A 26,795-nucleotide genomic window follows, 5' to 3' on the forward strand; every position below is an offset into this window, starting at 1 on the left:
ACCAGATTCTGAATCGTCCAGAGACGGACCCGCATCTGAACCGCATCGGCGTGGACTCGCTCTTCAATCTCAAGGCCCCTTCGGCGGAGCCGGCCCTGGACCCTGACGGCAACCCTGCCCTGGAGGTGCTGCGGTCGGTCTTCGGCTATTCCGCCTTCCGCGGGCAGCAGGCCGACATCATCGCCCACGTCATCCGTGGCGGCGATGCGCTCGTCCTCATGCCGACGGGCGGCGGCAAGTCGTTGTGCTATCAAGTGCCGGCGCTGGTGCGCGACGGCGTGACGGTGGTGGTCTCGCCGCTGATCGCGCTGATGCGGGACCAGGTGACGGCGCTGCGCGAGCTGGGCGTGCGGGCGGCCTTCCTCAACTCCTCCCTTGACGCCGCCGAGGCGCGCGAGGTGGAGCGGGCCATGGTCCGCGGCGAGATCGACCTCGTCTACGTGGCGCCGGAACGTCTGGTCACCCCGCGTTTCCTCGACCTGCTGGACCGCACCAAGCTCGCCCTGTTCGCGCTGGACGAGGCGCATTGCGTCAGCCAGTGGGGCCATGATTTCCGGCCCGAGTATCTCCAGCTCTCCATCCTGCACGAGCGGCATCCGACCGTGCCGCGCGTTGCACTGACCGCCACGGCGGACGCGCAGACCCGCGCGGAGATCAAGGACAAGCTGGGGCTGACCGAGGCCCGCGTCTTCCTGTCCAGCTTCGACCGGCCCAACATCACCTACCGCGTCGTCCCGAAGAAGAGCGAGCGCCAGCAGATGCTGGCCTTCCTGCGGGAGAACCACCCCGAGGACGCCGGCATCATCTATTGCATGTCGCGGGCGAAGGTGGAGGACACGGCCAACTGGCTGAACCAGCAGGGCCGGGAGGCGCTTCCCTACCACGCCGGGCTGCCGTCCGAGGTGCGCGAGGCGAACCAGGACCTGTTCATCAAGGGCGAGGGCATCGTCATGGTGGCGACGGTGGCCTTCGGCATGGGCATCGACAAGCCGAACGTGCGCTTCGTCTGCCACCTCGACCCGCCCAAGAGCCTGGAGGCCTACTACCAGGAAACCGGCCGCGCTGGGCGCGACGGCCTGCCTGCCGACGCCTGGATGAGCTACGGCATGGCCGACGTGGTGGGCTTGCGCCAGATGCTGGAGCAGTCGGAAGCCGGCGATTCCCACCGCCGCGTCGAGCGCTCCAAGCTGGAGGCGCTGCTCGGCTTCTGCGAGACCTCCGCCTGCCGCCGCAAGGTGCTGCTGAACTATTTCGGCGAGACGCTGGAGGCGCCCTGCGGCAACTGCGACACCTGCCTGGAGCCGGTGGAGACCTGGGACGGCACCGTCGCCGCGCAGAAAGCCCTGTCGGCGGTCTACCGCACCGGCCAGCGCTACGGCGCCGGGCACCTGATCGACGTGCTGCTGGGCAACGCCACGGAGAAGGTGGCGCAGCAGGCCCACGACGCGCTGAAGACCTTCGGCTGCGGCAAGGAGCTGTCCAAGGCGGAATGGCAGTCGGTCTACCGCCAGCTCGTCGCCGCCGGCTATCTGACGGTCGACCTGGAAGGCTATGGCGGCTTCCGCCTGACCGACGCGGGCATCCCGGTCATCAAGGGCCAGCAGACGGTGAAGCTGCGCAAGGACCCGGTGGTGGAGAAGCGCCGTGGCGTCCACGACGCGCTGCGCCGCCACGTCTCCCGCGGCGGCGCAGCCCCCTCCGGCGGCCTGTCGGGAGAGGGCGTGTCGCGGGCGGGGGCGCGCGGCGCCCTATCGCCGGCAGACGACGCGCTGTGGCACGCGCTGAAGGACTGCCGCACCGAGTTGGCCCGCGCGCAGGGGGTGCCGCCTTACGTGATCTTCCACGACAGCACGCTGCTGGAGATGGTCGCGACGCGCCCGATGGACCGCGCCGCCTTCGCCCGCCTGCCCGGCGTCGGCGCCCGCAAGCTGGAGCGTTATGCCGACCCCTTTTTGGACGTCATCCGCCAGAAAGGATAATTTTATCCATCTCCCAAAAAAGCGCTTGCGCCGGTCCGCCCCCCCGGTTAATTTCCGCGCCCACGACGCACCGACGTCGGCGCCGCAGTAGCTCAGGGGTAGAGCAACTGATTCGTAATCAGTAGGTCCGGGGTTCAAATCCCTGCTGCGGCACCACTCTAAGGCCCTGGAAGGTAACGCCTTCCGGGGTCTTTCCATATGTGGCATGACTCATCGCGCCCTTTTCCCAGCACGGCCGATGCACCAGCCCCCCTCCCCGTCCCCCCTCAATGACCTCGCCGCCGCGCTGCGCAGGCCCGTGACGAGCGGGCGGGACCTGAAGGCCATCGAGACGCTCTGCGAGGCCTTTCTCGACCGGCCCAGGGCCGAGCGGGCACGGGCGGCGCGGGAGTTGCCCCGGCTTGCGCAGGGAGTGGATACCATCCTGCTGCTGTCGGCCATGGCCGCCGTCTCCGGCGACCTGCGCTATTACGACGAACTGCTCGACGCGGTGGAGGGGAACATCGCGCAATCCGGGCTGGAGGGGCTGCTGCACATCCACGCCGGCATCGGACGCCAGCTCTTCCTGATGCGCATGAACCCGGCGAGCCGCCCCGGCTTCTTCGAGGAACGGCAGTTCCCCTTCTACCGCCGCATCCTCGACGAGATCCGCCGCCGCCAGGCCATCGTCCCGCCCGCCCGCCGGGCCGGGGGAGCGGATAGCGGGCGGGTCGTGCTGGTGACCAACCAGTTCCTGTCGCTGCGCCACCAGCCGTCGCGGGACCTGCTGTCCTACGCCGCCCTGCTGGAAGACCGCTGCGGGCGGGAGGTGGTGATCCTCAACACCAACATCATGCCAGCGGCGGCGCACAGCCTGTTCGTGCCCTCCTTCGTGGCGTCGGTGGAGCCCACCTTCTCCGGCGATCAGCGGATCGAGGCGGACGGGCGCGGCTATCGGATGCTGTCCTCGGTCGCGCCCTGCGTCAGCCCCGGCAAGATCGCCCGGTTCCTGGAGGCCATCGCGGCGCTCGATCCCGACGCCGTGCTGTCGCTCGGCGGGTCGAACGTCGTGGCTGATCTGATGGCCGGAGCGCGCCCCACCCTTTGCATTCCGACCACCACCGGGACCGCCCTGTCGCTGGCCGACATCGTGCTGGATTTCGGCGGAGGCGCGGCACCCACCCACGGGCCGCTGGCCCGGTCCTGGCGGCCCTTCCGCTTCCTGCATTCGCTGGCCGGGGCCACCCCGAGGAAACAAGGATCGCGCGCCGCCTTCGGGCTCGATGACGGCGCCTTCGTCTGCGCCGTCATCGGCAACCGGCTGGACGAGGAGGCGGATGGCGCCTTCCTCGCCATGCTGGAGGCGCTGTTCGACCGCGTGCCGCACGCCGTCGCCGTCTTCGCCGGACACGCCGACGCCCTGCCCCGGCGGCTGGCCGCCTCGCGCCACGCCGGGCGGCTGTGGTGCCTGGGCTATGTGTCGGACATGGGCGCCCTGCTGGCGGTCTGCGACGCCTATGTGAATCCTCGGCGGACCGGCGGAGGCGCCAGCGCTGCCGAGGCCCTGGCCGCCGGGGCGGTGCCGCTGTCGCTTCCCGGCGGCGACGTCGCCAGCGTCGTCGGTCCGCGCTTCGTCCACCCCGACTACGACGCCTTCGTCGAACGGCTGACCGCTCTGGCCGCCGATCCCGCCGCCCTGGCCGCCGCCGCCGCGGAGGCCCGCGTCCAAGGGTCGCGGCGCACCGGGCCGGCGGAGGCCGCCGCCGACCTGTCGCGCTATCTCGAAGAGGCGGTGGCGCTGTTCCGCAGCCGGCGGTCACCCGTGGATTGATCGGTGCGGAGTGATCCGGGCTGCCCCCGTCAACCGCTTTATCGCACAGGCGGAGCAAACTCCCGGCTTGCTTTGGCGCCGGTGCCTTTCCAATATTCCGCGCTCTCCGACCGGGCGTCCGCTGGGACGCCACGGCGGGTGTCTTATTTTCTGCAACGAGGACCTTTTCATGCGCGCCTTCGACGGCCAGCATTCCGACAACGTCGCCATCAAGCGCACGCGGGAGCAGAAGCAGCTTCAGCTCCAGCAGTTGAAGGAGCAGCTCGCCACCTTGAAGTCCCACGCGGCCCCGGCGATCCGTGAAGCGCTGGTGAAGCGCATCGCCGAGCTGGACGCGGAAATGCGCCAGCCGCCAAAGCCCCCGCGCGAGGGCCGCGGCGACGGTCCCCGTGGCGAGGGGCGCGGCCCGCGCGGTGACGGCCCGCGCGGTGACGGCCCCCGTGGCGATGGTCCCCGTGGCGACCGCCCGCGCCGCGAGAGTTTCTCCCGCAGCGAGTCCTTCCGGGCGGATGGTCCCCGTGGTGATGGCCCGCGCAGCGATGGTGCGCGTGGCGACGGCCCCCTGTCGCCCTTCGCCTCCCCGCGCCGCCGCGGCTGAGCCGCGGCCCGTTTCATAATGCGTCCAGCCCCGACGCGCCCAGCCCGATGAGCCGCCAGCCGTGAGCGACAACGCCACCCCCGCCCGCCGCCGCCTGTTCGATCAGGCGTGGCTCCTGATGATGTTGCCGCCGCTGTTCTGGTCCAGCAACGCCGTCCTGGGCCGCGCGGTGTCGGGCGAGGTGCCGCCGGTCGGGCTGGCCTTCTGGCGCTGGACGCTGGGGATGCTGCTGGTGCTGCCCTTCGCGTGGCGGCACCTGCGGCACGACGCGCGGGCGCTGGCCAAGCAGTGGCCGGTCGTGCTGCTGCTGTCGGCGTTGGGCATCGCCGTCTTCAACACCTTCCTCTATGTGGGTCTGCACACCACCACGGCGCTGAACGCGGTGATGATGCAGTCCTCCATGCCGGTGCTGATCGTGCTGATGAGCCTGGCCCTGTTCGGTGACCGCGTGACCCCGCTGCAAGGGGTGGGCATCGCCGTGTCGCTGACCGGCGCCCTGACGCTGATCGCGCGGGGCGACCCGGCGGTGCTGATCGGGCTGCAACTCGCCGCCGGGGATTTGTGGGTGCTGGCGGCGGTGCTCGGCTACGCCGCCTACACTGCCCTGCTGCGCCGCCGCCCGGCGGTGCATGGCCTCAGCTTCATCGCCGTCACCTTCGCAGGCGGCGCAGCGATGCTGCTGCCCTTCTATCTGTGGGAAAGCGTCGGCGGGAACCCCATGCCGATCACCCCGACGGCGCTGGGGGCGGTCGCCTACGTGGCGCTGTTCCCGTCGATCGCCGCCTATCTCTGCTTCAACCGCGCCGTGGCGTTGGTCGGCGCCAACACGGCGGGGATGTGCATCCATCTGATGCCGGTGTTCGGGAGCGTCCTCGCCATCCTGTTCCTCGGCGAGCAGCCCCACCTCTACCACGCCGCCGGCATCGGCCTGATCGCGGCGGGCATCCTGCTGGCCACCCGCCGCGCCAAGGCCTGAGGGTTACAGGTAGCCGAGCTTCCGGGGCAGCCAGAGCGCCAGCTCCGGCACGAAGGTCACCAGGATCAGCGCGCTGAGCATCGCGGCGACCATCCACAGCACCCAGCGCACCGTCGATTCCATGCTGATGCCGGCCACCCGCGTGGTCACCATCAGGTTCACCGCCATGGGCGGGGTGAACTGGCCGATGGCGAGATTCATGGTCAGCATCACGCCGAACCACACCGGGTCCCAGTGGAAGGCGGTCATGATCGGGGTCAGCAGCGGCAGCAGGATCAGGAAGATCGACACCGCGTCGAGCACCATCCCCAGCGCCAGCAGCGCCACGTTCAGCAGCAGCAGGACGAGGACCTCGCTGCCCACCCCCTCGATCGCCAGGGCGGCGACCCGGTCGAAGGCGCCCATCGTGCTGCCCGCCCAGGCGAAAACGCTGGACAGCGCGATGATGAGAAGCACCACGGCGGACATCTCCGCCGCCTCGGCCAGCACCTCGTACAGCTCGCGCCAGGTCAGGCTGCGGTAGACGAAGACGCCGACGGCCAGACCGTAGAAGACGGCGACCACCGCCGCCTCGGTCGGGGTGAAGGCGCCGGTGCGAAGGCCGCCCAGGATGATGACCGGGGCCAGCAGCCCCCAGATCGCCTGCCGCAGGCTGCGCCAGAAGGGCGGGCGCGGCCCGGCGTCCTTCAGGCCGAAGCCGTGCTTGCGCGACAGCCAGATCGTCGGCGCCAGCAGCGACAGCCCGGCCAGCACGCCGGGGATCAGCCCCGCCGCGAACAGCGCCGGCACCGACGCCTGTGGGACCAGGACGCTGTAGATGATGAAGGCGACCGAGGGCGGGATCAGGATGGCCGTTGCCGCCGCCGCCGCGATCACGCTGGCCGAGAAGGCCTTCGGATAGCCGGCCTTGTGCATGGACGGGATCATCACCGTGGCGACCGCCGCCGCGTCGGCGGGGCCGGAGCCGGAGATGCCGCCCATCACCATGCAGACCAGGATCGCCACCACCGCCAGCCCGCCGTTCTTCGCCCCGACGATGGAGGACGCGAAGGTGACGAGTTGCTTGGCCACGCCCGCCCGCTCGAAGATCAGGCCGGCCAGGATGAAGACCGGGATGGCCAGCAGCGGGTACTTGGCGATGCCGGCGTAGACGTTGGTCGGAACCGACAGGATGCCGAGCTGCGCGTCCAGGATCGCCAGCGATCCCGCCAGCCCCAGGGCCACCGCCAGCGGCGCGCCGATCACCAGAAGCAGCAGGAAGCCGCCGAACAGAATCGTCAACGCCATCAGGCCGTTCCCTTCGCCGTGCGGATCAGGCGCCCGATCACGCGCAGGGCGACGACCGCCGACAGCAGCGGAAGCCAGACCGTGTAGAGCCATTGCGGGTTGCCCAGGCCGGGCGAGGTTTCCTCGAACCGCCACTGGTCGTAGGTCAGGCGTCCGCCGTACCAGACGAGCAGGCCGAACATGGCGAGCGCCGCCGTCCAGGCCACCAGCTCCGTCACCCGGCGCAGGGCCGGCGGCAGCTTCTCGGCGATAAAGGTGATGCGGATGTGCCGGTCGGCGGCGGCGGCGACAGCGGAACCGAACAGCGTCATGACCACCAGCAGGAAGATCGAATATTCCTCGGTGAAGGCCAGCGACACGTCGGTCAGGTAGCGCGTCACGACGTTGGCGAAGGTGACGAGGCACAGGGCGGCCATGGACAGGGCGGCCAGCGAACGCTCCAGCGTCACCGGCACCCGCGTCTTGGGCTGCTCCGTCGCCATGCCGGCTTCCAGCAGATCGTTGTTCATCGGAAAATCTCGAATTGGGAACCGGTTGCCCCCACCCTTTTCCCGTCGCGGATCAGGGTGGGGGCAACGGCACGGCAAGCCGCAGGCTTACTTCCGGTCGGCGACGGAGGTCTCGGCGGCCTTCACGAGGTCGGGGCCGATGGTCTTGGCCCACTTGTCGTAGACGGCGCGGGTGGCGGTCTGGAACGCCTTCTGCTGCTCGGGCGTCAGTTGCACGACCTCGACGCCCTGGGCGGCGATGTCCTTCAGCAGGCTGTCGTCCTGGGCGGTGATGCCCTTGCGGGCGATGGCGACCTCTTCCGCGGCGGCCTGGACGGCGGCGGCGCGGACCGCCTCCTGGTCTTCCTTCGACCAGCTGTTCCAGACCTCCTTGTTGACCACGAAGATCAGCGGGTCGGCGACGTAGCCCCACAGCGTCAGGTGCTTCTGGCCGAGCGTCGGCAGCTTGCCGGCGACGAACACGCCGACCGGGTTCTCCTGCCCGTCGACGGCGCCGGTGGACAAAGCGGGCTGCGCGTCGGCCCAGCTCATCTGCGTCGGGTTGGCGCCCAGCGCGGTGAAGGTGTCGAGGTAGAGCGGCGAGCCGACGACGCGGATCTTCAGGCCCTTCAGATCCTCCGGCGTGCGGATGGCGCGCTTGGAGTTGGAGATCTCGCGGAAGCCGTTCTCGCCCCAGGCCAGCGGCACCACGTCCTTGGTGGCGAGCAGGTCGAACAGCTGCTTGCCGACCGGTCCCTGGGTCAGCGCGTCCATCGCCTTGTGGTCGGGCATCAGGAAGGGCAGCGAGAAGAGGTTCAGCTCCTTCACCTGCGGCGACCAGTTGATGGTCGAGCCCACCGCCATGTCGATCACGCCCTGGCGCAACGCGGTGAATTCCTTGGTCTGGTCGCCGTTCACCAGGGCGGAGCCGGGATACATCTTCACATTGATGCGCCCGTTGGTCTTCTCCTTGACCAGCTCGGCCCAGCGGTCGCCGCCGATGCCCCAGGGAAACGGCTTGCCCAGCACGGTGGACAGCTTGTACTCGGCCTTGTAGTCCGCCGCCGCCGCGCCGTTGGCGAGAACGCCCGGCAGAACCATGGCGGCCAGCGCCAGACCGGCGAACAGGGCCTTCATCGACTTCATTCTTGTTTCCTCCCGCATACCGCAAACGAAAGATCGGACCGGGATCGTACAGAGGCACGCACGACTGTTCCACGCGGAATTTGACGGCCCGCCCCCAAGCCTGGGACAATACGGGCATGCAGATGCGCAAACTCCCAACAATCGGGGCATTGGCGGTCTGGCTGGCCCTTCCGGCGGGTGCGGCCCTGGCGCAATCGCCGCCGCCGCCCGCCGTCCCGCTCGGCCCCAACCCCAGCGAGTGCGAGATCCAGGCCGCCCTGTTCGGCGCCGCCGGACCCGGCTGCCCGCCCATCGTCATGAAGCGCCCGCCACCGCCGCCGGTCGCGGCGGCACCGCCCCCGGCTCCCGCATCGGCTTCCGCACCGGTTCCCGCCCCGGTGGCCGTGCCCGCCCTGCCGGGGGCGCCGCCGGACCCGCCCGTCGCGGCGCTGAAGGCCGGGCTTCGCGCCGCCTTCCGCATCGGCTTCGACTTCAACTCGGCGCGCATCCGTCCGGAATCGCGGGCGGTGCTCGACCGCATCGGCGCGGTGATGACGGCGCCGGAGGCGGCGACCGCCCGCTTCCGCATCGTCGGCCACACCGACGCGGTGGGCGGCGACGCGGCCAACCGGGCGCTCTCGCAGCGCCGAGCCGATGCCGTGGCGGATTATCTGGCGGAGCGGCACGGCGTGCGCCGCGACCGGCTGGACACCGCCGGAATGGGCGCGCGGGAACCGCTGCTGCCCAAAAAGCCGAAGGCCGCGGAGAACCGGCGGGTGGAGATCGTGAATTTGGGGGGATGAAGTGGGAGGGGGGCTCGACGCTTGAACCTTATCCCCCTACCCGTCGAGATCGTCCCAGCCCCGCCGCTCCCAGGCGCCGTCGATGAAGGCAGCGGCGCGGGAGGAGCGCGGCAGGCCGCAGCAGGTCAGCACCGAGGGCGGAACCCGCCCGCCGCCGCGGCTCCACCACAGGCTGGCGCGGGGCGGCAGCGGGCCGACGCGCTCCTCGACCACGGTGGCGACGGTGGGGTCGGCGCCGTTGGGCTCCGGGCGGCCCAGGATCGCCATGCGCGCCGGCAGCGCGTCCACGTCGGCCCCGGCGCGGCAGGCGTCGGCGGCGATGGACTCGGCGCGGGTGAACCAGTGCAGGCAGGCCACCGGCACCACCGCGAGGTCGGTGCCGTAGGGCAGAGTGCCGACGATGGTGAAGGGGTATTGCCGCCCTACCCGGTCGGCGCTGGGCATCATGATCCCGGCCAGCGGCGGTTCCCCGCACAGGCCGGGGGACAGGGCGAAGCGCCAGACCGGGGCCGACTGGAACAGCCGCTCCCAGGGCGAGCCGAGCTGGCGCACCGCCGCGTCCAGAACCTCCGTCAGCCAGGCGTCCCAGGGAAGCAGCACGCCGCGCGGCAGGCCGTAGCCCACGAAATCGCCGCGCGCCGGCACCTTCCCATGGAAGCCCACCGCGAAACCGGGGCTCATCAGCCGGCCCCGCCGCTGTTGGGGGTGCGGGGCATCGGCGCGGTCGGCTGGCCCAGCACGTCGAGGACGCGCGACACCAACGCCTCGTCCGGCGGCACCGGGGCGAAGCCGGCCTCGACCAGAGCGGCCAGATGGTCGCCGAGCGCCCGGCGCTCCGCCTCATGGGCGGCGCCGGGGAGCGTGCGCTGCCAGTCGGCGGCCAGCCATTCGGCCAGGACCGCCGGGTCCAGCGGCTCCCGCCCGCCGATCATGGCGTAGGCGCGCAGGCTCTGCCGCAGCAGGTCGGGCCGCGCCCAGCCGGTGCGGAGCTGCTCCTCCAGCCGCAGCACGATGCGCGACAGGAACACGCTGCGCAGCGCCCGCCGGTAGACGTCCTCGGCGGGCAGGCCGACGCGCTCCCCCTGCGACAGGCCGAAGCCGAGCAGGGACGCCCGCCGCTCCGCCCGCTCGGTCCAGCCGGCCGGCAGCGCGCGCAGCGCGTCGAGCGCCGGCAGGACGGCCAGGAAGTCGGAATCCTCCACCCGCGTCAGCGAGCGCGGCGGGGTATCGAGGGCGCGCAGCCGTTCCTCCGCCACCGCCACGGCGGCCTCCGCCCGCGCCAGCAATGCCTCGTTGGCGCGGTGGCCGCTCAGCCCGGCCAGCCCGAGCAGCAGGCCCGCCGCCGCCGTCCCACCGAGCGCCCAGACGTGCCGCCGCCGCCGCGCCCGCTCCAGCGCGCGGTCCACCCCGACCATGTTGGCCTCGGGGAAGACGACCTCGGGCAGCAGGCGTTCCAGGAAGAAGGTCTGGGCCGGCGATTCCGCGGAGGCTCCGGGCTGGGTGGCGCTGGTCAGGTAGATGCCGCGCAGCAGCGGCACCGCCTCCTCGGCCTCCGCGGTGAAGGCGGTGTCGACGAGGTCGGCCAAAGCCGCCTCGAAGCCCGCCATGCGCAGCGGGAAGGCGAAGGCGTCGCCGCGCCGCTGGATGTCCGGCTCCTGGTGCAGCCGTTCGGGAAGCCGCTCCTCCAGCCGGCGCAGCAACGCCGCGTACTGCGCGTGGAAGCTGGCCAGCGGGCCGGGCGGCGCGTCCTCCACCGGGAAGGTGATGCCCCAGATCTGGGCACGCTCCGCCCGGTCCAGCGGATCGAAATAGGTGGTGAAGCCGTCCACGAGGTCGGCCTTGGTGCACAGCAGATAGACCGGCACGCGGATGCCGAGATGGGCGCGCAGCTCGCCCAGCCGCTGGCGGATGGTGATGGCGTGGCTGTGCCGCTCCGCGTCGCTCCAGGAGGCGAGGTCGGTCAGGCTGATGGTCAGCAGCACGCCGTTCACCGGCTGGCGGGGGCGGTGCTCCTTCAGCAGGTCGAGCAGGCCGGACCAGACGCGGCCATCGATGGCGCGGCGGCTGTCCTGGGTGGTGTAGCGGCCGGCCGTGTCGATCAGCACCGCCTCGTCGGTGAACCACCAGTCGCAGTTGCGCGTGCCGCCCAGATTCTGCACCGGCATGCCGTCCAGCCCGCCGCCCAACGCCGCGCCCAGCCGGGCGTTGGCCAGCGCCGTGGTCTTGCCCGAGCCGGGGGCGCCGATCACCAGATACCAGGGAAGCTGATAGAGATACTGGCCGCCCCAGCGCGCGCCGAAGCGCTGCGTCTTCAGCCGGTCGATCACCGCGTCCAGCCGCTCGCGCACCGTGCCCAGCTCGTCCAGCGACGCCTTCAGCTCCGGGTCGCGGGACGCCGCCAGCGCCTCGACGAAGCGGGCGTTGGCGGCGCTCTGCCGGCCGTCCTCGTGCCGGTTCAGCGCGTACCACAGGCCGAGCAGGACCAGCGCCGGCAGCAGGCGGGCCAAGCCACCGAACCCGAGCAGTGGCATCACCGCCCAGCCGAGCAGCCCAACCGACAAGGCGACCGCGAGCGTGGTCCACCAGCGCAGGCGCGGCGCCATCGCCGGGTCGGCGCGGCGGGACCGGTTGCGGGCCCGGTTGTGGGAGTGGGATTCGGGGCGGGTGCGCGGAGACGGTTCGCTCATGGACCGCGGCCTATTCGGGGTAGAGGCGGACATCGACGCGCCGGTTGGCGCCCCGGTTGGCCGGCGTGGTGTTGGGGGCCAGCGGTTCGCGCTCGCCCCGCCCTTCGGCGGTCAGGCGCTCGGCGCCCAGCGTGCGCTCCAGGATCTTCAGCACCGCCACCGCCCGCGCCTCGGTCAGCGCCTCCGGCGTCGGCAGCCCGCCGCCGCGCGGGGTCTGGTCATCGGTGTGGGCGACCACCACCACGCGCCCCGCCTCGGGACCCAGCGCCTGCCCGACGCGGTCGACCACGGCGCGGTAGCGGGCGCGGATCGCGTCGCTGCCGGTGGCGAACATGCCCGCCCCCTCGATGCGGATGACCAGCGCCCCATCGTCGCCCGCCAGCACCGCCACGGCGCCGGAACGGATCTCCGGCTGGAGCAGGGCGGTGACCCGGACGGCCAGCGCCGGCCCGGCGCTGGGCGGCGGCGGGGGAACGGCGCGGACCAGCTCCAGCGGCCGGTCGGGAAGCAGCGCGCCCAGCCGAGCCACCACCGCGTCCGCCCGGCCGCCCAGCGAAGCCGACAGGGTCAGGAACAGCCCGCCGAGCAAAGTCGCCACCGCCACCGCGGCCAGCCAGGGCGGCAGGACGTGCCCCAGCGGGCGGAAGCGTTCGGCGACGCCGCGCCATTGCGGCGACAGCGCGCGCTCCCGCTCGCCGCGCAGGCGGCGCAGCACGCGGAACAGTTCGTCCCGCAGATGGGCGAGGTCGTGGGCGCCGCGCGGCTTGTCGCGGAACTTGCCCTCGAAGCCCAGCGACAGACAGGCGTAGAACAGCTCCAGCTCCAGCCGATGCAGGCGCGGATCGCTCAGCATGGTGTCGAGCAGGTCGAAGAAACGGTCCGGCCCGCCGGCGCCGGGATCGACCACCACCGCCAGCCCTTCGCGCGCCCAGCGGCAGCGCGCCCCCCAGGGGGTGGCCCGCACCACGTCGTCCAGCATGGAGCACAGGGCGAAGCGGGCGACGCGCACCTCCTCCGGCGGGACGCCGATGGCGGCGGCCTCCTCCTCGAAGCGGCGGACCTCGGCGAGGATGACGTCGCGCAGCCCCTCCGGGTTCTCATGCCCCGAACGTTCGCGCAGCGACCCGGCGAGGTCGAGCAGCGGCCCGGCGGCGGCCAGCAGTGGGTTCAGCGCCCCGCGCAGCCGCGCCGGCTGGTCCGGCGGCGCCTCCGCCTGCGGGCGGTCCTCAGGGGCCACGGCGGGCCCCGCCGCGAGGAAGGCCGGGAGCGCGCGCGGCCCACCGCCGGACTCCGCGGAAAACTCCCCGCCGTCCCGCAGGCCCGCCCCGCCACCGAAGCGTCCGTCCGATTCCATGCCCCCGCCGCCGCTCTGCTGTATGATGATCCGTGTGATGGGAAATCCCCCGCCGGAGGAGGTATAGCAGGCCCGGCCGGATGGGGAAATCGGAGGGTTTGATGCAAATCGCGGAAGAAGTCCGCGGCGACGTGACGATCCTGCGCCCGGTGGGGTCGATCGACAGCGCCGCCGCCCCCCGGTTCGAGGCGCGGCTGTTCGCGGCGCTGGCCCCCGCCACCCCGGACGCCGCATCGGACGCGCCGGAAAAGGTGCCGGCCGGGCTGGTGCTCGACCTGTCGGCGGTGACGCAACTGACCCCGGCGGGGCTGCGCTCGCTGCTGCTGGCGGTGCGGCAGGCGCGGCCAAGCATGGGAAGCGCGGGGGTGCGGTCCGGCGTGCGGATCGTGCTGGCGGCGGTGCCCGGCCCGGTCCGCGGCGTGCTGGAGGAGGCCGGGCTGGCGGCGCTTCTGGAGAGTCACGGCGATCTTGACGCCGCCGTGCGCGCCGCCTCACGACAATGAACTAATCCATATTGCGAAGACTGGAGTCGTAGAGCTGCTGCGCAAGGATAGTCTTCAGCAGCGCCTCGACGGTAACGCTCATGTAGCGCGCCTGCTGTTCCAGACGCCGATAGACGTCGAGCGGCAGATCAAGCGTCACGTTGACCCTGCTGGCGTGGGGAAACTCGGCCATATCCCCTCTCCATCTCTGTGAACCGCGTCACGCGACGCCGGGCCACAGACGATAAGACTCCCCTTGGGCGCGGTCCATGGCGCAGGCCGCGAAGCGCGCTGTGCGGTTGCGCCGGGCCTCTCCCCCAATTTGGAGCGCGTCAGGCCGCGGCCCGCAGCGCCCCGTGGACCTCCGCCAGGATCTCGTAGGAGCGCACCCGCGCCGCGTGGTCGTGGATGGCCGAGGCCACCATGATCTCGTCGGCCCCGGTTTCGGCGAGGAAGGACTCCAGCCCGCGCCGCACCGTCTCCGCCGAGCCGACGAAGGAGCAGGACAGCATGTTCATCGCCTGCGCCTTCTCCAGGGGCGACCAGAAGCTCTCGATGTCGTCGATGGGCGGCGGCAATTGGCCGCGGGTGCCGCGGATCAGACGGGCGAAGCTCTGCTGGGCGGAGGTGAAGAGCCGGCGCGCCTCCGCGTCGGTCTCGGCGGCGACGACGTTCACCCCGACCATGGCGTAGGGCCGGTCGAGCTGCGCCGAGGGCGTGAAATTCTCCCGGTAGACCTGCAGCGCCCGCATCAGGGCGTCCGGCGCGAAGTGCGAGGCGAAGGCGTAGGGCAGGCCGAAGGCCGCCGCCAGCTGCGCGCCGAACAGGCTGGAGCCGAGGATCCACAGCGGCACGTTCGACCCGGCGCCGGGCACCGCCTGCACGCGCTGGCTCGGCTGGACGGGGCCGAGCAGGGCCTGAAGCTCCAGCACGTCCTGCGGGAACTGCTCCGCCACCGACGGGTCGCGGCGCAGGGCGCGCAGCGTCATCTGGTCGGTGCCGGGCGCCCGGCCCAGGCCGAGGTCGATGCGGCCGGGGAACAGCGCCTCCAACGTGCCGAACTGCTCGGCGATGACCAGCGGCGAATGGTTGGGCAGCATGATGCCGCCGGCGCCGACGCGGATGGTCGAGGTGCCCGCCGCCACATGGCCGATGACGACCGAGGTCGCGGCGCTGGCGATGCCGGTCATGTTGTGGTGCTCGGCCAGCCAGTAGCGGCGGTAGCCCAGCCGCTCGGCGTGGCGGGCGAGGTCCAGCGTGTTGCGCAAGGCGTCGCCCGGCGTGCTGCCTTCCGGGACCGGGGCGAGGTCGAGGACGGAGATGGGGAAGCGGGAGGTGTCGTCGGTCGGCATGAGGGGGGTATCCAATGAAACGGGAGGTTTGGGGGAGGCTTTTGCCCCCACCCCGGCCCTCCCCCGCTTCGCAGGGGAGGGAGAACCAAGTCCCCTCCCCTGCGTCAGCGGGGGAGGGTTAGGGTGGGGGCAATACGGAGCTAGAACGCCGCCCCCTCCTCCACCCAATCCTGAACGCTCCTGGCCAGCGTCTGCCCCTCGGGCAGGAAGGCAAGCGAGACGGAGTTGATGCAGAAGCGCATGCCGGTCGGCGGCGGGCCGTCGGGGAAGACGTGGCCCTGGTGGCTGCCGCAACGGGCGCACAGCGTCTCCACCCGCACCATGCCGTAGCTGTTGTCCTGCACCAGCTTCAGATGCGCGTTCTCGTAGGGCGCGGTGAAGCTCGGCCAGCCGGTGCCCGATTCGAACTTCGTCCCGGAGCGGAACAGCGGCAGGCCGCAGAGACGGCAGGCGTAGGTGCCCGGCTTCTTGTTGTCGAGCAGGCCGCCGCAGAACGGCGCCTCCGTCCCGTGGCTGAGCAGGACGTGCCGCTCCTCGTCCGACAGGCGTTCCACCAGCACCGCGCGCTGCTCCGGCGTCGGCGGCGTCAGGTCGAAGGGTCCGGCGGTCGGGGAACGGTCGGCGGGGGCGGACATCGGGCGGCTCCAGTGACGGGATGACGGTCCTAGGGGATATGGGCCAGTCGGTCACGGATGACACCCGGCGTCAGGCTGCTATCTTCCCTGCACGGAACGAATGGAGGGAGAAACCAGCCATGACCGGAACGACCACCGGCACGACCGGCGCCTGGACGCACCTGACGGCGTCCGACGGGCACCGGCTGACCGCCTACGAAGCCCGGCCCGTCGGGCCGGAGAAGGGGCGGCTTCTGATCGTCCAGGAGATTTTCGGGATCAACAGCCACATCCGCCGCGTCTGCGACGGCTACGCGGCCGACGGTTACCGCACGCTGGCCCCCGCCTTGTTCGACCGGGCGGAGCGCGGGGTGGAGCTGCCCTATGACGAGGCCGGCGTCCAGCGCGGCCGCGACCTGATGGGCGCGGTCAGCGTCGAGGACGCTCTGACCGACGTGGCGGCCGGACTCGCCCATCTCGGCGGGGCGGAGGGGGCGGCCATCGCCGGCTATTGCTGGGGCGGCACCATTGCCTGGGCCGCCGCGTCGCGCCTGCCCGTCCGCGCCGCCATCGCCTATTATGGCGGCGGCATCGGCAACCGGTTGGACGAGGTTCCGCGCACTCCCGTGCTGCTGCATTTCGGCGAGACGGACCATGCCATCCCGCTGACGGTGGCCGAGGCGGTTCGCCAGCGCCATCCCGGCGCCATCACGCACCTCTACCCCGCCGGCCACGGCTTCAACTGCGACGAGCGCGCCAGCTACGACGCGGCGAGCGCCGCCCTGGCCAAGCGGCGTACGCTGGGCCTGCTCCAAGCGGTGTTCTAAAAAGGAAGAGGCCCTTCCCCCGGTGCGGGAGGAAGGGCCTCTTCCATTCAGAACGAACCTTTAGGTGGCGACATCCGGCTTCGTGCGTCCGGTGTGGCGCTCGATGCCGGCCAACTCCGCGGCCAGATCGGCCAGCGGCTTCAGCGCCACCGGGGCGTCCAGCCCATGCTCGCCGCCGACCGGCTCGTACCGCTCGAAATAGACGCGCAGCGTGGCACCCGACGTGCCGGTGCCGGACAGGCGGTAGACGATGCGCGACCCGTCCTCGAACCCGACGCGCAGGCCCTGCCGCTCCGACCGGCTGCCGTCCACCGGGTCGGTGTAGGCGAACTCGTCCGCCGCCGCGACCGTGCGCCCGCCGAGAGCCGTGCCGGCAAGCGAGGGCAGTGTCCCGCGCAATTCGGCGATCAGGGCGTCGGCGGCCTCCTGCGGGATGGCCTCGTAATCGTGGCGGCCGTAATAGGTGCGCCCGTAGGTGCCCCAATGCTCGGCCATCAGCTCGGCCACCGACAGGCCGCGGGCGGCCAGCACGTTGAGCCACATCAGGACGGCCCAAAGCCCGTCCTTCTCGCGCACATGGTCGGCGCCGGTGCCGAAGCTCTCCTCGCCGCACAGGTTGATGCGTCCGGCGTCGAGCAGCGTGCCGAAGAACTTCCAGCCCGTCGGCGTCTCGTAGCAGGAAATCCCCAGCTTCGCCGCCACGCGGTCCACCGCCCGGCTGGTCGGCATGGAGCGGGCGACGCCCGCCAGACCGCCTTTGAAGGCCGGGACGTGGGTGGCGTTGGCCGCCAGCACGGCGAGGCTGTCGCTGGGCGACACGAAGACGTTGCGGCCCAGGATCATGTTGCGGTCGCCGTCGCCGTCCGAGGCGGCGCCGAAGTCCGGCGCGCCCGGCCCGAACAGCCGCTCGACCAGTTCCTCCGCGTGGGCGAGGTTCGGGTCGGGGTGGTGCCCGCCGAAATCCTCCAGCGGCGTGCCGTTGATGACGGTGCCGGCGGGGGCGCTCAGGCGGCGCTCCAGGATCTCCGTGGCGTAGGGGCCGGTGACCGCGTGCATGGCGTCGAACACCATGCGGAAGCCCGACGCGAACAGCTTGCGGATCGCCGCCATGTCGAACAGCGATTCCATCAGCTCCGCGTAGTCGGCCACCGGGTCGATGACCTCCACCGCCATGCCGCCGAGCGCCGTCTCGCCGAGCCGGTCGAGGTCGAGGTCCGGCGACTCCAGCGTCTTGTATTCGGTGATGGCCTTGGAGCGGGCGAAGAAGGCGTCGGTCATCGACTCCGGCGCCGGGCCGCCGTTGGCGGCGTTGAACTTGATGCCGAAATCGCCGTCCGGGCCGCCGGGATTGTGGCTGGCCGACAGGATCACGCCGCCGATGGCGCCGCGCTTGCGGATGACGCAGGAGGCCGCCGGGGTGGACAGGATGCCGCCGCGCCCGACCACCGCGCGCGCGACGCCGTTGGCCGCGGCCATGCGCAGGATGGTCTGCACGGCGGTGCGGTTGTGATACCGCCCGTCGCCGCCGATCACCAGCGTGGCGCCGGACAGGCCGTCCACGCAGTCGAAGATGGATTGGACGAAGTTTTCCAGATAGCGCGGCTGCTCAAAGACCTTCACGGCCTTGCGCAGCCCGGAGGTGCCGGGCTTCTGGCCGTCGAAGGGCGTGGTCGGACAGGTGACGGGAACCACTGGACGTCCTCTCTTGGTCGTGTCGGGCCGGGGCGGCGTGCCGTCGCACCGCCGCCCCGCTCCGCCACGATGCGCGGCTTTGCGCCGCCGTTCAACCGGGCCGAACGACACCTTACCTTCGGAGGCCCACCTTCGGTGGGCCGACGCTTTACGCCTCTTCGACCGAGACGGCTTCCGGACCCTTGTCGCCCTGGCGGACGGAAATGCGGACGCGCTGGCCGTCGTTCAGCCCCTGCAGGCCGGAACGCTCCACCGCCTTGATGTGAACGAACACGTCCTGGCCGCCGCCGTCCTGGGCGATGAAGCCGAAGCCCTTGGTGGCGTTGAACCACTTCACGGTGCCCTCGGTCTGGGTGGCCGGGCCGCCTGCCGGTCGGCGCGGGCCGCCGCGATCGCCGCCCCGGTCATTAAAGCCCCGGTCACCACCGCGATCGTTGAAGCCACGGCTGTCGCCCCGGCCACCGAACCCGCGATCACCGCCCCGGTCGTTGAAACCACGGTTACCGAACCCGCGGTCACCCCCACGCTCGTTGCGGTCGCCGAAGCCACCCCGCTCGCCATAGGACGGGCGCGGCCCCTGGGCACGGGCGGGACGGGCCGGGACGGCGGTGGAGGTGTCGACCGAATGCAGGGTGGAGACCTGGTTGCCCTTGCGCCCCTCGACGATGTCCACCACGACGGTGGCGCCGTCCGGCAGGGACTCGTGACCGGCGGTGCCGACGATGGCGGCGGGGATCAGGGCGTCGGGCGACCCATCCTCGAACTTGACGAAGCCGAAGCCGCGGGTCGGATCGTACCACTTGACGGTGGCCTGAACCTGGGTGCCGAGGACGACGGGCTGGCGGTAGACGTGCTGGCGCGGGGGTTGACGGTGCATGAGACCCACTGAACTCCAAAAGGCGACTCGGCACCGGCCTCCGGTGCCCGACAGAACACATCGCCTTTCCCCGCGCGAATCACAAGACCGCAGGCGCGCCGTTTTGCGCGCCCGCGGCCCTGGTGCCATTTTTCTCCCCGGCGAGCGGTTTCAGGCCAGCCGCTCGGGGTTGGGCGGCGGCTCCTCCGGCGGGACCGGAATGGCGTCCGGCGGCTCCTTGATCGGCGGCCGCGACGGGTCGCCCGGCATGTCCGGCATGCCGGGCGGCGGCACCGGCATGTCGGGAGTCGGCGGGGAAGGAGGAAGGGGGCCGGCAACGCTCAGGTCGGCGGCCATCAGTTCGGCCATCATCCGCGTTGTCGCCATCAGCCGCCCCCACCCGTCGCGCCCGGTGCGGCGCGGGTCAGGCCACGCGCCTTGTCCAGCGACTCCATGCAGAGCTGCTCGTTGCCATCCTTGGCGGCGGAGCGCGCGGCGGTCACCAGCGATTCGATCTGGGCGTTGCGCGCCGCCTGCCCCATCGAACCGCTCTCCATCGAGGAGCCGCTGTTGGGCGCGGCGTCGGGCCGCACCGCCGGGGCGGTCGGCATGGGAGCGCCGGTGCGCGGCGGCTCGATCACCGCCTGATCGCCCGAGGCCGGCGGCGCCACCACCCCGCCCGAGCGGGCGAGCTGGTCCGGCGTCGTGCCGGAACTGCCATTCGGCAAGGCCCCATCCCCCGCGGTGGAGCCGGAACTGCCCGGCGGCGTCGCGACCGGCGGCGGGCTGGCCGACAGGTTGTTCTCGGCGGCGAAGCGGTCGACCAGCGCGGCGCAGCTTCCCTGCGCCAGAGCGGGACCGGCGCCGCACAGCACGAGGCCGGCGGCGAGCAAAAGGCCCTGTGGGATCGGATGTCGTGCCATCGGTTGCCTCCCCATCAGCAATACCACCCTCAACCGGTGTAGCGGTGCGGCGGTTCCACCTGCTTTTTCCCGCCATGGACACCATTCGGTGGTGCCGTTTCGCCCGCTCCTCCTGTTGAAGGCGCAACGGACAACGGCGGGGGAGAGGGGGTGCGATGGACGGCAACTGTGAAGGCCGGGGGCGCGAAGGCCGTGCCGATGTCTCGGCCGAGGCCGAAGCCTTCTACACGGAGAGTCTCAAGGTCCTGAAGGAGTCCGGCATACCCTTCCTGCTGGGCGGCACCTACGCGCTCAGCGCCTACACCGGGATCACCCGGCCGACCAAGGACATCGACATCTTCTGCCGGGGCGGCGACTTCCCGCGCATCCTCGCGCATTTCCAGGACCGCGGCTTCGGGACGGAGATCGAGGATGAGCGCTGGATCGGCAAGGTCCTGCACGGCGACCTGTTCTTCGACGTGATCTTCAACTCCGCCGCCGCCATCAACCCGGTCAATGACCGCTGGTTCGAGGAGGATCACCGCGCGCTGGTCTGCGGCGCCGACGTGCAGCTCATCCCGCCGACGGAAATGGTCTTCTCCAAGGCCTTCGTGCAGATGCGGCACAAGTACGACGGCCCCGACGTCGCCCACATGATCCTGAAGCAGCACGCCCACATCGACTGGAAACGGCTGCTCGGCCACATGGAGCAGTATTGGGAGGTGCTGCTGATGCACGTCCTGAACTTCCGCTTCATCTACCCGACGGAGCGCGGCCACATCCCCGCCTGGCTGTTGCAGGAGCTTCTGGACCGGCTGAACGAGCGCGCGAAGCTGCCGGTGCCGCAGACCCGCATCTGCCGGGGGCGGCTGTTCTCGCGCGAGGATTATCGGATCGACGTCACGGACTGGGGGTTCGCCGACGTCGTCGGCGAGGAAACGAAGCATGGCTGATTCGACCCTGAAGGTCGCCGCCATCGGCGACATCCATGTGGGGGAAACCTCCTCCCATCCCTACCGCGAGCTGTTCCAGGAGATCGCCGACCGGGCGGACGTCCTGGCGCTGGCCGGCGACCTGACCAACCACGGCAAGCCGCGCGAGGCCGAGGTGCTGGCCGAGGACCTGCGCGCCATCGGCATCCCGGTGGTCGCCGTGCTGGGCAACCACGACCACGAATGCGGCCATGTCGAGGAGCTTCAGCGCATCCTGGAGCAGGCGGGCGTCCGCTTCCTCGACGGCAACCCGGTGGAGATCCGCGGCGTCGGCTTCGCCGGGGTGAAGGGCTTCGGCGGCGGGTTCGAGAACCGCATGCTCGACGCCTTCGGTGAACCGGCGATCAAGCAGTTCGTGCACGAGGCGGTGAACGAGGCGATGCGGCTGGAAAGCGCCCTGCGCCAGCTGGAGACGGAACGGACGATGGTCGTCCTGCACTACGCCCCCATCGCCGAGACGGTGCGCGGCGAGCCGACCGAGATCTATCCCTTCCTCGGCTCCTCCCGTCTGGCGGAGACCATCGACCGCTTCCACGTCCAGGCGGTCGTCCACGGCCACGCCCACCACGGAAGCTACGCCGGCCGGACCCTGCGCGGCACGCCGGTCTACAACGTCGCCCAGACCATCGAGAAGGAGTCGGGGAGGCCCTACGCACTGATCGAGGTGTGAGGGAAGGTTAGTGGGGGGCCCGACGCGACGACCTCCCCACACCCCCGCCATGCCACCGTCGCACTACCGCCCCGGCGGGGTTCCGGATAGGGTGCGGCCACCATGCCCCACCCTGCCCTTTTCCTCCCTCCATCATGCTGACCGCCAACCTCGCCGCCCTGGGGGCTGCGCTCTGCTGGGCGGCCAGCGGGCTGATCGCCATCGGCCCGGTGCGGGCCATCGGTTCGGTCGCCTTCAACCGCCTGCGCATGAGCATCGTCTTCGTCGGCACGGCGCTGGCCGCGACTCTGCTCGGCGGCTGGCAGACGCTCGACCTACAAGGGGCGGCGATCCTGGCGCTGTCCGGCGCGGTCGGCATCGTGATGGGCGACACCGCGCTGTTCTGGGCGCTGGGGCGCATCGGACCGCGCCGCAACTCGGTCATCTACGCCACCAACGCGCCGATCACCGCGCTGCTCGCCTGGGCCGTGCTGGGGGAGGCGCTGGGGCCGTGGACGGCGGTCGGCATCGCCTTGGTCACCGCCGGGGTGATGCTGGCGATCTTCTTCCGCGCCAGCCCGGTGCCGAACGGCACCGGCACCGTTCCCCACGACTGGGAGTCGGTGCGGGGGCGCCTGCTGGTCGGCGTCGGCGCCTGCCTGATCGCGGCCGTCTGCCAGGCCGCCGGCTCGGTCATCGCCCGGCCGGTGATGGCGGCGGGCGCCGACCCCATCGCGGCGGCGGCGGTGCGCGTCGGCATGTCGGGGCTGCTGCTGTTCGCCGGCGGGCTGCTGCCCGGCCAGCGCTTCGGCTTCGGCCCCGGCCTGACGCCGCGCATCTTCGCCCAGGTGGTGGTGAACGGCTTCATCGGCCTCGGGCTGGGGATGACGCTGCTGCTGATCGGGCTGGCCCACGGCAACGCCGGCGTGGTCGCCACCCTGTCGGCCACCAGCCCGGTGCTGATCCTGCCGATGCTGTGGGCCTGGACCCGCCAGCGCCCGGGGGCCGGCGCCTGGGCGGGCGCCATCGTCGCAGTGCTGGGCGTGGCGCTGATCGTGAACCGCTGAGCCGGTCGGGAAATCTCCGCGGTTTGGAAATTTTTATCTGAAACGGTTGCGTCCGCCAATTTCCGGGGCAGGATGGAGAAACCGGCACCCGGTTCCCGCATTCCGATAAGGCGCGACACCCCATGGCCTCTCCCCGCCGCAAGCGTTCCGGCGCCGATCCAGCCGCGCCGGTGCTGCATCTGACCCGCTTCCTGCCCTACCGCCTGTCGGTGCTGTCCAACACGGTCAGCCACACGGTGGCGAAGCTGTACGAGAAGCGATTCGGCATCACCATCCCGGAATGGCGGGTCATCGCCGTGCTGGGCGGCGGCGAGACGCTGAGCGCGGGGGAGATCGCCCAGCGCACCGCCATGGACAAGGTGCAGGTCAGCCGGGCGATCAGCCGGATGCTCGATTCGGCGCTGATCCTGCGCGAATCGGGCGCCACCGACCGCCGCAAGGCGCAGCTGACCCTGACGCCGAAGGCGCTGGCGATCTATACGGAGATCGTCCCCTTGGCCCTGGCCTACGAGCGGGAGCTGACCGGCGCCCTGACGGAGGAGGAGATGGGGCAGCTCGACGGCCTGTTGGCCAAGCTCCAGGCCCAAGCCGACGCCCTGGCCGCCCGCCCTGCTACGCGAAGTCCTTGAAGCTGTCCGCCGCCGCCCGGTCGTAGCCCTGGCTGGCGCGCAGGAGCTGCCGCGTGTAGTCCTCCCGCGCCGCCCCACGGCGCAGGGAGTCCACATCCATCTCCTCGACGATGCGGCCCCTGTTCATCACGGCCAAGCGGTCGCACATGGTGGCGACCACCGCCAGATTGTGGCTGACCAGCACGTAGGTCAGCGCGTGCTCCGCCCGCAGCCGCTTCAGCAGGTTGAGGATTTCCGCCTGCACCGACACGTCGAGCGCCGAGGTCGGCTCGTCCAGCAGCAGCACGCGCGGCTCCAGCACCAGGGCGCGGGCGATGGCGACGCGCTGGCGCTGCCCGCCGGAGAGCTGGTGCGGGTAGCGGAAGCGGAACTGCGGCCCCAGTCCGACGTCGCGCAGCACCCGGTCGATCCGCGCGTCGGCGTCGCGCAGCCCGTGAATGGCGATGGGCTCGGCCAGGATGCGGTCGATGGTGTGGCGCGGGTGCAGCGAGCCGTAGGGGTCCTGGAAGACCATCTGGCAGGACTTGAAGAAGCCCTTCTCGCGGCGGCGGCTTTGCGTCGCGCCGGCCACGGCGATGGACCCGGTCCAGTCGTGGTTCAGCCCGACGACGGCGCGCAGCACGGTGGACTTGCCCGACCCCGACTCGCCGACCAGCCCGAAGCTCTCGCCCTCCCGCACGGCGAAGGACACCCCCTGCACGGCGGCCACCGCGTCGGCGCCATGGCCGAAGGTGACGCGCAGATCCTTGACGTCGATCATCCCTCAGCCCTCCAGCCAGGACGGGTCGCGCGCCAGCACCGGCAGCTCCGCCCGTGTGTCGTCCAGACGCGGCAGGCTGTCGAGCAGGCCGCGGGTGTAGGGATGCTTCGCCGCGTGCAGTTCCGACGCGCGGCAGGTCTCGACCACCCGGCCCGCGTACATGATCAGGATGCGGTCGCAGAAGGACGCCACGAGGTTCAGGTCGTGGCTGACGAAGATCATCCCCATGCCGCGGCTGGAGCACAGCTCGTCCATGATCGCCAGCACCTGCATCTGCACCGTGACGTCGAGCGCCGAGGTCGGCTCGTCGGCGATCAGCAGGTCGGGGTTGGGGATCAGCATCATGGCGATCATGATGCGCTGGCCCATGCCGCCCGACACCTCGTGCGGGTAGAGGCCGTAGACCCGCTCCGGGTTGCGGATGCGCACGGCCTCCAGCATCTCCAGCGCGCGCCGCTTCGCCTCCGCCGTGCCGGCGCTGGAATGGACGCGGTAGGCCTCGGCGATCTGGGCGCCGATGGTCATCACCGGGTTCAGCGAGAATTTCGGGTCCTGCATGACCATGGAGATGCGGCGCCCGCGGATGCCGCGCAGCCGCTTCTCCGGCAGGGTCAGCAGGTCCTCGCCCTGGAAGGATAGCTTGTCGGCGGTGACGACGCCCGGCGGCGGGACCAGCCGCAGGATGGCCCGCCCGGTCATCGACTTGCCGGAGCCGGACTCGCCGACGATGCCCAGCTTTTCCCGCCCCACAGTGAAGGAGACGCCGCGCACCGCCTGCGTCACGCCCGTCCGGGTGGGGAAGGAGATGCGGAGGTTCTCGACCTCCAGCAGAGGAGTCTCGCTCATTGGCGCTTGGGTCATTGGCCTTTCGGGTCCAGAACGTCGCGCAGGCCGTCGCCCAGCAGGTTGAAGCCCAGGCTGACCACGAAGATGGCGATGCCGGGCATGGTGGCGACCCACCACTGCTCCAGCACATACTGGCGCCCGGTGGCAATCATCGCACCCCATTCCGGGGCGGGCGGCTGCGCGCCGAGGCCGAGAAAGCCCAGCCCCGCCGCCGTCAGGATGATCCCCGCCATGTCCAGCGTCACCCGCACGATCAGCGAGGAGGAGCAGAGCGGCACCACATGGCCGAGGATGATCCGCGGCGTCGAGGCGCCCTGGAGCCGCGCCGCGCTGATGAAGTCGCTCTTGCGGATGGTGATCGTCTCGGCCCGCGCGATGCGGGCGTAGGGCGGCCAGCTGGTGATCGCGATGGCAATGATGGCGTTCTCGATGCCCGGCCCCAGCGCCGAGACGAAGGCCAGCGCCAGGATCAGCTTCGGGAAGGCCAGGAAGATGTCGGTGACGCGCATCAGCACCGCGTCCACCCAGCCGCCGAGATAGCCCGCCACCGTCCCGATCAGCAGCCCGGCCACCGGCGCCGTCACCGCGACCAGCGCCACGATCATCAGCGTCAGGCGGGAGCCGTAGAGGATGCGCGACAGGATGTCCCGCCCGAAGGCGTCGGTGCCCAGCCAGTGCGCCGCGCTGGGCGGCAGCAGCCGCTGCGACAGGTCCTGCGTGTAGGGGTCGTAGGGGGCGAGCAGCGGGGCCAGCGCCGCCATCAGCACCAGCAGCAGCACGATGCCCAGCCCGATCATGGCCAGCCGGTTGCGCGCGAAGGCCAGCCAGCCCAGATAGACCCGGCCCAGCCGGGCCTGCCCGCGGGACTTCGGCGTCTCCGCGGTCAGCCACGCCCGCAGCCCGCTTTCGGTCGCATGCGTCTGTGCGGTCATCGTGCCACCCTCATCTCGCACGGGGATCCAGCAGGCGATAGAGCAGGTCGGACAGCAGGTTCAGGCCGATGAAGACCGCCCCCACCACCAGCGTGCCGCCCAGCACCGCGTTCATGTCCGCCGACAGCAGCGAGTTGGTGATGTAAAGCCCCAGCCCCGGCCAGGCGAACACCGTCTCCGTCAGCACCGAACCTTCCAGCAGCGAGGCGTAGGACAGCGCCACAACCGTGGTCAGCGGCACCGCGATGTTGCCCAGCGCGTGGCGCCAGATCACCCGCGCCTCGGACATGCCCTTCACGCGGGCCGTGGTGATGTATTCCTGGCGGAGCTGGTCCAGCATGAAGCTGCGCGTCATGCGCGCGATGTAGGCCACGCTGTAGAGGCCGAGGATGCCCGCCGGCAGCACCAGATGGTGCAGCGCGTTCCAGAACACGTCGGTCTCGCCGGCCAGCAGGGCGTCCGCCGTGATGATCCCGGTCACCGGATCGACCAGCCCTTCATAGAAGACGTCCACCCGCCCCGGCCCCGGCGCCCAGTCGAGCCGCGCGTAGAAGACCAGCAGCGCCATCAGCCCCAGCCAGAAGATCGGGATGGAATGGCCGATCAGCCCGATCACCCGGATCAGATGGTCCGGCCAGCGGCCGCGGTGGACGGCGGCCATCACCCCCGCCGGGATGCCCAGCAGAACGCCGACGACCAGCGCGGCGGTGGCCAGTTCCAGCGTCGCCGGGAAGACGCGCAGGATGTCCTCCAGCACCGGGCGGGAGGTCAGCACCGAGGTGCCGAAATCGCCCTGGAGCACGTCGCCGACATAGCGCAGGAACTGCTGCCACAGTGGTAGGTCCAGCCCCAGCTCCTGCCGGACGCGGGCGTAGGTGTCGGCGGACACGCGGTCGCCGACCACGGAGATCACCGGGTCGATGGGCACCACGCGCCCGATCAGGAAGGTGACGAGCAGGAGGCCGAGGACGGTCAGCGCCACCGAGACGAGCAGCCCCGCCCCGCGAATCGCATGGCGCCGCCCCGGCATCCCCGGTCGTTTCAAGATAGCGGCCAAGTTTCACCCGAGCTTGAAAGCAAAAACCCTC

At 71.2% G+C, this 26,795-nt stretch carries 28 protein-coding genes and 1 tRNA gene; 12 read left to right on the plus strand and 17 right to left on the minus strand.

Translation table 11 applies throughout. The annotated features are described in order from the left end of the window. The first annotated feature begins 50 nt into the window (after positions 1-50). The 5 genes from recQ (at position 51) to H1Q64_RS03595 (ending at position 5,363) form a co-directional block, all read left to right on the plus strand. On the plus strand, positions 51-1,979 hold the full coding sequence (recQ, locus tag H1Q64_RS03575; protein ID WP_419468818.1) for a DNA helicase RecQ: 1,929 nt from the start codon (positions 51-53) through the stop codon (positions 1,977-1,979). Positions 1,980-2,060: 81 nt separating this feature from the next. After that, a tRNA-Thr gene (locus H1Q64_RS03580) sits at positions 2,061-2,135 on the plus strand. 82 nt (positions 2,136-2,217) lie between these two features. Then, complete coding sequence (locus H1Q64_RS03585; RefSeq protein ID WP_237904408.1) at positions 2,218-3,789, plus strand: glycosyltransferase; 1,572 nt, start codon at positions 2,218-2,220, stop codon at positions 3,787-3,789. Positions 3,790-3,958: 169 nt separating this feature from the next. Beyond that, positions 3,959-4,387 (plus strand): hypothetical protein, encoded by a 429-nt coding sequence (locus H1Q64_RS03590; protein WP_237904409.1) that lies wholly within the window; start codon positions 3,959-3,961, stop codon positions 4,385-4,387. A gap of 61 nt (positions 4,388-4,448) precedes the next feature. Continuing rightward, entirely contained in the window at positions 4,449-5,363 is a 915-nt protein-coding gene (locus H1Q64_RS03595; RefSeq protein ID WP_237904410.1) for a DMT family transporter, read from the plus strand. Positions 5,364-5,366: 3 nt separating this feature from the next. On the opposite strand, the gene H1Q64_RS03600 is transcribed toward H1Q64_RS03595, so the two are convergent. The 3 genes from H1Q64_RS03600 to H1Q64_RS03610 all read right to left on the minus strand — a co-directional run bounded on the left by H1Q64_RS03600 (position 5,367) and on the right by H1Q64_RS03610 (position 8,284). Beyond that, positions 5,367-6,650 (minus strand): TRAP transporter large permease, encoded by a 1,284-nt coding sequence (locus H1Q64_RS03600; RefSeq protein WP_237904411.1) that lies wholly within the window; start codon positions 6,648-6,650, stop codon positions 5,367-5,369. Next, entirely contained in the window at positions 6,650-7,159 is a 510-nt protein-coding gene (locus tag H1Q64_RS03605) for a TRAP transporter small permease (RefSeq protein ID WP_237904412.1), read from the minus strand. Before H1Q64_RS03605 ends, H1Q64_RS03600 begins: the two co-directional genes overlap by 1 nt. Before the next feature lie 87 nt (positions 7,160-7,246). Then, positions 7,247-8,284 (minus strand): DctP family TRAP transporter solute-binding subunit, encoded by a 1,038-nt coding sequence (locus H1Q64_RS03610; protein WP_237904413.1) that lies wholly within the window; start codon positions 8,282-8,284, stop codon positions 7,247-7,249. Positions 8,285-8,400: 116 nt separating this feature from the next. Between H1Q64_RS03610 and H1Q64_RS03615 the strand changes: the two genes are divergently transcribed. Then, a complete protein-coding gene (locus tag H1Q64_RS03615; protein WP_237904414.1) occupies positions 8,401-9,066 on the plus strand; it encodes an OmpA family protein in 666 nt (221 codons plus the stop codon). Between the two features lie 36 nt (positions 9,067-9,102). On the opposite strand, the gene tagF is transcribed toward H1Q64_RS03615, so the two are convergent. Genes tagF through icmH form a run of 3 tightly spaced genes read right to left on the minus strand, consistent with a single transcriptional unit; the run spans position 9,103 to position 13,107 of the window. Continuing rightward, entirely contained in the window at positions 9,103-9,747 is a 645-nt protein-coding gene (gene tagF, locus H1Q64_RS03620) for a type VI secretion system-associated protein TagF (protein ID WP_014239131.1), read from the minus strand. Next, entirely contained in the window at positions 9,747-11,753 is a 2,007-nt protein-coding gene (tssM, locus tag H1Q64_RS03625) for a type VI secretion system membrane subunit TssM (RefSeq protein ID WP_237904415.1), read from the minus strand. The genes tagF and tssM overlap by 1 nt, the downstream gene beginning before the upstream one ends. Positions 11,754-11,763: 10 nt before the next feature. After that, positions 11,764-13,107: a type IVB secretion system protein IcmH/DotU gene (gene icmH, locus H1Q64_RS03630; RefSeq protein WP_237904416.1), complete on the minus strand. Its 1,344-nt coding sequence runs from the start codon at positions 13,105-13,107 to the stop codon at positions 11,764-11,766. 101 nt (positions 13,108-13,208) lie between these two features. Here icmH and H1Q64_RS03635 point away from each other — a divergent pair, with 101 nt between their 5' ends. Beyond that, positions 13,209-13,610, plus strand: a complete 402-nt coding sequence (locus tag H1Q64_RS03635; RefSeq protein WP_237904417.1) for an STAS domain-containing protein — start codon at positions 13,209-13,211, stop codon at positions 13,608-13,610. Between the two features lies 1 nt (position 13,611). Here H1Q64_RS03635 and H1Q64_RS03640 read toward each other — a convergent pair whose 3' ends face one another. The 3 genes from H1Q64_RS03640 to msrB all read right to left on the minus strand — a co-directional run bounded on the left by H1Q64_RS03640 (position 13,612) and on the right by msrB (position 15,576). After that, on the minus strand, positions 13,612-13,782 hold the full coding sequence (locus H1Q64_RS03640) for a hypothetical protein (RefSeq protein ID WP_014239127.1): 171 nt from the start codon (positions 13,780-13,782) through the stop codon (positions 13,612-13,614). Positions 13,783-13,921: 139 nt separating this feature from the next. Next, entirely contained in the window at positions 13,922-14,941 is a 1,020-nt protein-coding gene (locus H1Q64_RS03645) for an LLM class flavin-dependent oxidoreductase (protein ID WP_237904418.1), read from the minus strand. 140 nt (positions 14,942-15,081) lie between these two features. Then, complete coding sequence (msrB, locus tag H1Q64_RS03650; RefSeq protein ID WP_237904419.1) at positions 15,082-15,576, minus strand: peptide-methionine (R)-S-oxide reductase MsrB; 495 nt, start codon at positions 15,574-15,576, stop codon at positions 15,082-15,084. Between the two features lie 119 nt (positions 15,577-15,695). Here msrB and H1Q64_RS03655 point away from each other — a divergent pair, with 119 nt between their 5' ends. Then, complete coding sequence (locus H1Q64_RS03655; RefSeq protein ID WP_237904420.1) at positions 15,696-16,382, plus strand: dienelactone hydrolase family protein; 687 nt, start codon at positions 15,696-15,698, stop codon at positions 16,380-16,382. 60 nt (positions 16,383-16,442) lie between these two features. On the opposite strand, the gene H1Q64_RS03660 is transcribed toward H1Q64_RS03655, so the two are convergent. From H1Q64_RS03660 to H1Q64_RS03680, 4 genes are all read right to left on the minus strand, one after another. Continuing rightward, entirely contained in the window at positions 16,443-18,074 is a 1,632-nt protein-coding gene (locus H1Q64_RS03660; protein ID WP_237904421.1) for an alpha-D-glucose phosphate-specific phosphoglucomutase, read from the minus strand. Positions 18,075-18,222: 148 nt separating this feature from the next. Continuing rightward, positions 18,223-18,951 (minus strand): cold-shock protein, encoded by a 729-nt coding sequence (locus H1Q64_RS33960; RefSeq protein ID WP_330874505.1) that lies wholly within the window; start codon positions 18,949-18,951, stop codon positions 18,223-18,225. A gap of 150 nt (positions 18,952-19,101) precedes the next feature. Next, the gene (locus H1Q64_RS03675) at positions 19,102-19,317 is read right to left on the minus strand and encodes a hypothetical protein (protein ID WP_114861414.1); all 216 of its coding nucleotides are present in this window, start codon (positions 19,315-19,317) and stop codon (positions 19,102-19,104) included. Then, positions 19,317-19,853 carry a hypothetical protein gene (locus H1Q64_RS03680; RefSeq protein ID WP_237904422.1) on the minus strand — a complete coding sequence of 179 codons (537 nt, stop codon included), beginning with the start codon at positions 19,851-19,853 and terminating at the stop codon, positions 19,317-19,319. Before H1Q64_RS03680 ends, H1Q64_RS03675 begins: the two co-directional genes overlap by 1 nt. Before the next feature lie 155 nt (positions 19,854-20,008). On the opposite strand from H1Q64_RS03680, the gene H1Q64_RS03685 reads away from it, so the two are divergent. The 4 genes from H1Q64_RS03685 (at position 20,009) to H1Q64_RS03700 (ending at position 23,169) form a co-directional block, all read left to right on the plus strand. Further along, positions 20,009-20,785 carry a nucleotidyltransferase family protein gene (locus tag H1Q64_RS03685; protein ID WP_237904423.1) on the plus strand — a complete coding sequence of 259 codons (777 nt, stop codon included), beginning with the start codon at positions 20,009-20,011 and terminating at the stop codon, positions 20,783-20,785. After that, positions 20,778-21,494, plus strand: coding sequence for a metallophosphoesterase family protein (locus tag H1Q64_RS03690; protein WP_237904424.1), 717 nt, complete (start codon positions 20,778-20,780; stop codon positions 21,492-21,494). Before H1Q64_RS03685 ends, H1Q64_RS03690 begins: the two co-directional genes overlap by 8 nt. 134 nt (positions 21,495-21,628) lie before the next feature. Beyond that, positions 21,629-22,540: a DMT family transporter gene (locus H1Q64_RS03695; protein WP_237904425.1), complete on the plus strand. Its 912-nt coding sequence runs from the start codon at positions 21,629-21,631 to the stop codon at positions 22,538-22,540. A gap of 122 nt (positions 22,541-22,662) precedes the next feature. Continuing rightward, complete coding sequence (locus H1Q64_RS03700; protein WP_237904426.1) at positions 22,663-23,169, plus strand: MarR family winged helix-turn-helix transcriptional regulator; 507 nt, start codon at positions 22,663-22,665, stop codon at positions 23,167-23,169. On the opposite strand, the gene H1Q64_RS03705 is transcribed toward H1Q64_RS03700, so the two are convergent. From H1Q64_RS03705 to H1Q64_RS03720, 4 genes are read right to left on the minus strand one after another with little or no spacing between them, the layout of a single operon-like run. Next, entirely contained in the window at positions 23,153-23,929 is a 777-nt protein-coding gene (locus H1Q64_RS03705) for an ABC transporter ATP-binding protein (RefSeq protein ID WP_237904427.1), read from the minus strand. The two genes, H1Q64_RS03700 and H1Q64_RS03705, sit on opposite strands and share 17 nt — an antisense overlap. 3 nt (positions 23,930-23,932) lie before the next feature. Further along, positions 23,933-24,775: an ABC transporter ATP-binding protein gene (locus H1Q64_RS03710; RefSeq protein WP_237904428.1), complete on the minus strand. Its 843-nt coding sequence runs from the start codon at positions 24,773-24,775 to the stop codon at positions 23,933-23,935. A gap of 11 nt (positions 24,776-24,786) precedes the next feature. Beyond that, positions 24,787-25,707 carry a nickel transporter permease gene (gene nikC / locus H1Q64_RS03715; protein WP_237904429.1) on the minus strand — a complete coding sequence of 307 codons (921 nt, stop codon included), beginning with the start codon at positions 25,705-25,707 and terminating at the stop codon, positions 24,787-24,789. A gap of 10 nt (positions 25,708-25,717) precedes the next feature. After that, the gene (locus H1Q64_RS03720; RefSeq protein ID WP_237904430.1) at positions 25,718-26,737 is read right to left on the minus strand and encodes an ABC transporter permease; all 1,020 of its coding nucleotides are present in this window, start codon (positions 26,735-26,737) and stop codon (positions 25,718-25,720) included. Between the last annotated feature and the right edge of the window lie 58 nt (positions 26,738-26,795).

Origin of the sequence: Azospirillum brasilense (assembly GCF_022023855.1) — a bacterium.
In the GTDB taxonomy this organism is placed as follows: Bacteria; Pseudomonadota; Alphaproteobacteria; order Azospirillales; family Azospirillaceae; genus Azospirillum; species Azospirillum brasilense_F.

What these genes read in the sequence shown, in the direction of transcription:
- H1Q64_RS03585 (WP_237904408.1), top strand. Translation starts at nt 2,218, where the DNA reads ATGCACCAGCCCCCCTCCCCGTCCCCCCTCAATGACCTCGCCGCCGCG.
- H1Q64_RS03590 (WP_237904409.1), top strand. Translation starts at nt 3,959, where the DNA reads ATGCGCGCCTTCGACGGCCAGCATTCCGACAACGTCGCCATCAAGCGC.
- H1Q64_RS03600 (WP_237904411.1), bottom strand. Translation starts at nt 6,650, where the DNA reads ATGGCGTTGACGATTCTGTTCGGCGGCTTCCTGCTGCTTCTGGTGATC.
- H1Q64_RS03605 (WP_237904412.1), bottom strand. Translation starts at nt 7,159, where the DNA reads ATGAACAACGATCTGCTGGAAGCCGGCATGGCGACGGAGCAGCCCAAG.
- H1Q64_RS03610 (WP_237904413.1), bottom strand. Translation starts at nt 8,284, where the DNA reads ATGAAGTCGATGAAGGCCCTGTTCGCCGGTCTGGCGCTGGCCGCCATG.
- H1Q64_RS03615 (WP_237904414.1), top strand. Translation starts at nt 8,401, where the DNA reads ATGCAGATGCGCAAACTCCCAACAATCGGGGCATTGGCGGTCTGGCTG.
- tagF (WP_014239131.1), bottom strand. Translation starts at nt 9,747, where the DNA reads ATGAGCCCCGGTTTCGCGGTGGGCTTCCATGGGAAGGTGCCGGCGCGC.
- tssM (WP_237904415.1), bottom strand. Translation starts at nt 11,753, where the DNA reads ATGAGCGAACCGTCTCCGCGCACCCGCCCCGAATCCCACTCCCACAAC.
- icmH (WP_237904416.1), bottom strand. Translation starts at nt 13,107, where the DNA reads ATGGAATCGGACGGACGCTTCGGTGGCGGGGCGGGCCTGCGGGACGGC.
- H1Q64_RS03635 (WP_237904417.1), top strand. Translation starts at nt 13,209, where the DNA reads ATGCAAATCGCGGAAGAAGTCCGCGGCGACGTGACGATCCTGCGCCCG.
- H1Q64_RS03640 (WP_014239127.1), bottom strand. Translation starts at nt 13,782, where the DNA reads ATGGCCGAGTTTCCCCACGCCAGCAGGGTCAACGTGACGCTTGATCTG.
- H1Q64_RS03645 (WP_237904418.1), bottom strand. Translation starts at nt 14,941, where the DNA reads ATGCCGACCGACGACACCTCCCGCTTCCCCATCTCCGTCCTCGACCTC.
- msrB (WP_237904419.1), bottom strand. Translation starts at nt 15,576, where the DNA reads ATGTCCGCCCCCGCCGACCGTTCCCCGACCGCCGGACCCTTCGACCTG.
- H1Q64_RS03655 (WP_237904420.1), top strand. Translation starts at nt 15,696, where the DNA reads ATGACCGGAACGACCACCGGCACGACCGGCGCCTGGACGCACCTGACG.
- H1Q64_RS33960 (WP_330874505.1), bottom strand. Translation starts at nt 18,951, where the DNA reads ATGCACCGTCAACCCCCGCGCCAGCACGTCTACCGCCAGCCCGTCGTC.
- H1Q64_RS03675 (WP_114861414.1), bottom strand. Translation starts at nt 19,317, where the DNA reads ATGGCGACAACGCGGATGATGGCCGAACTGATGGCCGCCGACCTGAGC.
- H1Q64_RS03680 (WP_237904422.1), bottom strand. Translation starts at nt 19,853, where the DNA reads ATGGCACGACATCCGATCCCACAGGGCCTTTTGCTCGCCGCCGGCCTC.
- H1Q64_RS03685 (WP_237904423.1), top strand. Translation starts at nt 20,009, where the DNA reads ATGGACGGCAACTGTGAAGGCCGGGGGCGCGAAGGCCGTGCCGATGTC.
- H1Q64_RS03690 (WP_237904424.1), top strand. Translation starts at nt 20,778, where the DNA reads ATGGCTGATTCGACCCTGAAGGTCGCCGCCATCGGCGACATCCATGTG.
- H1Q64_RS03695 (WP_237904425.1), top strand. Translation starts at nt 21,629, where the DNA reads ATGCTGACCGCCAACCTCGCCGCCCTGGGGGCTGCGCTCTGCTGGGCG.
- H1Q64_RS03700 (WP_237904426.1), top strand. Translation starts at nt 22,663, where the DNA reads ATGGCCTCTCCCCGCCGCAAGCGTTCCGGCGCCGATCCAGCCGCGCCG.
- H1Q64_RS03705 (WP_237904427.1), bottom strand. Translation starts at nt 23,929, where the DNA reads ATGATCGACGTCAAGGATCTGCGCGTCACCTTCGGCCATGGCGCCGAC.
- H1Q64_RS03710 (WP_237904428.1), bottom strand. Translation starts at nt 24,775, where the DNA reads ATGAGCGAGACTCCTCTGCTGGAGGTCGAGAACCTCCGCATCTCCTTC.
- nikC (WP_237904429.1), bottom strand. Translation starts at nt 25,707, where the DNA reads ATGACCGCACAGACGCATGCGACCGAAAGCGGGCTGCGGGCGTGGCTG.
- H1Q64_RS03720 (WP_237904430.1), bottom strand. Translation starts at nt 26,737, where the DNA reads ATGCCGGGGCGGCGCCATGCGATTCGCGGGGCGGGGCTGCTCGTCTCG.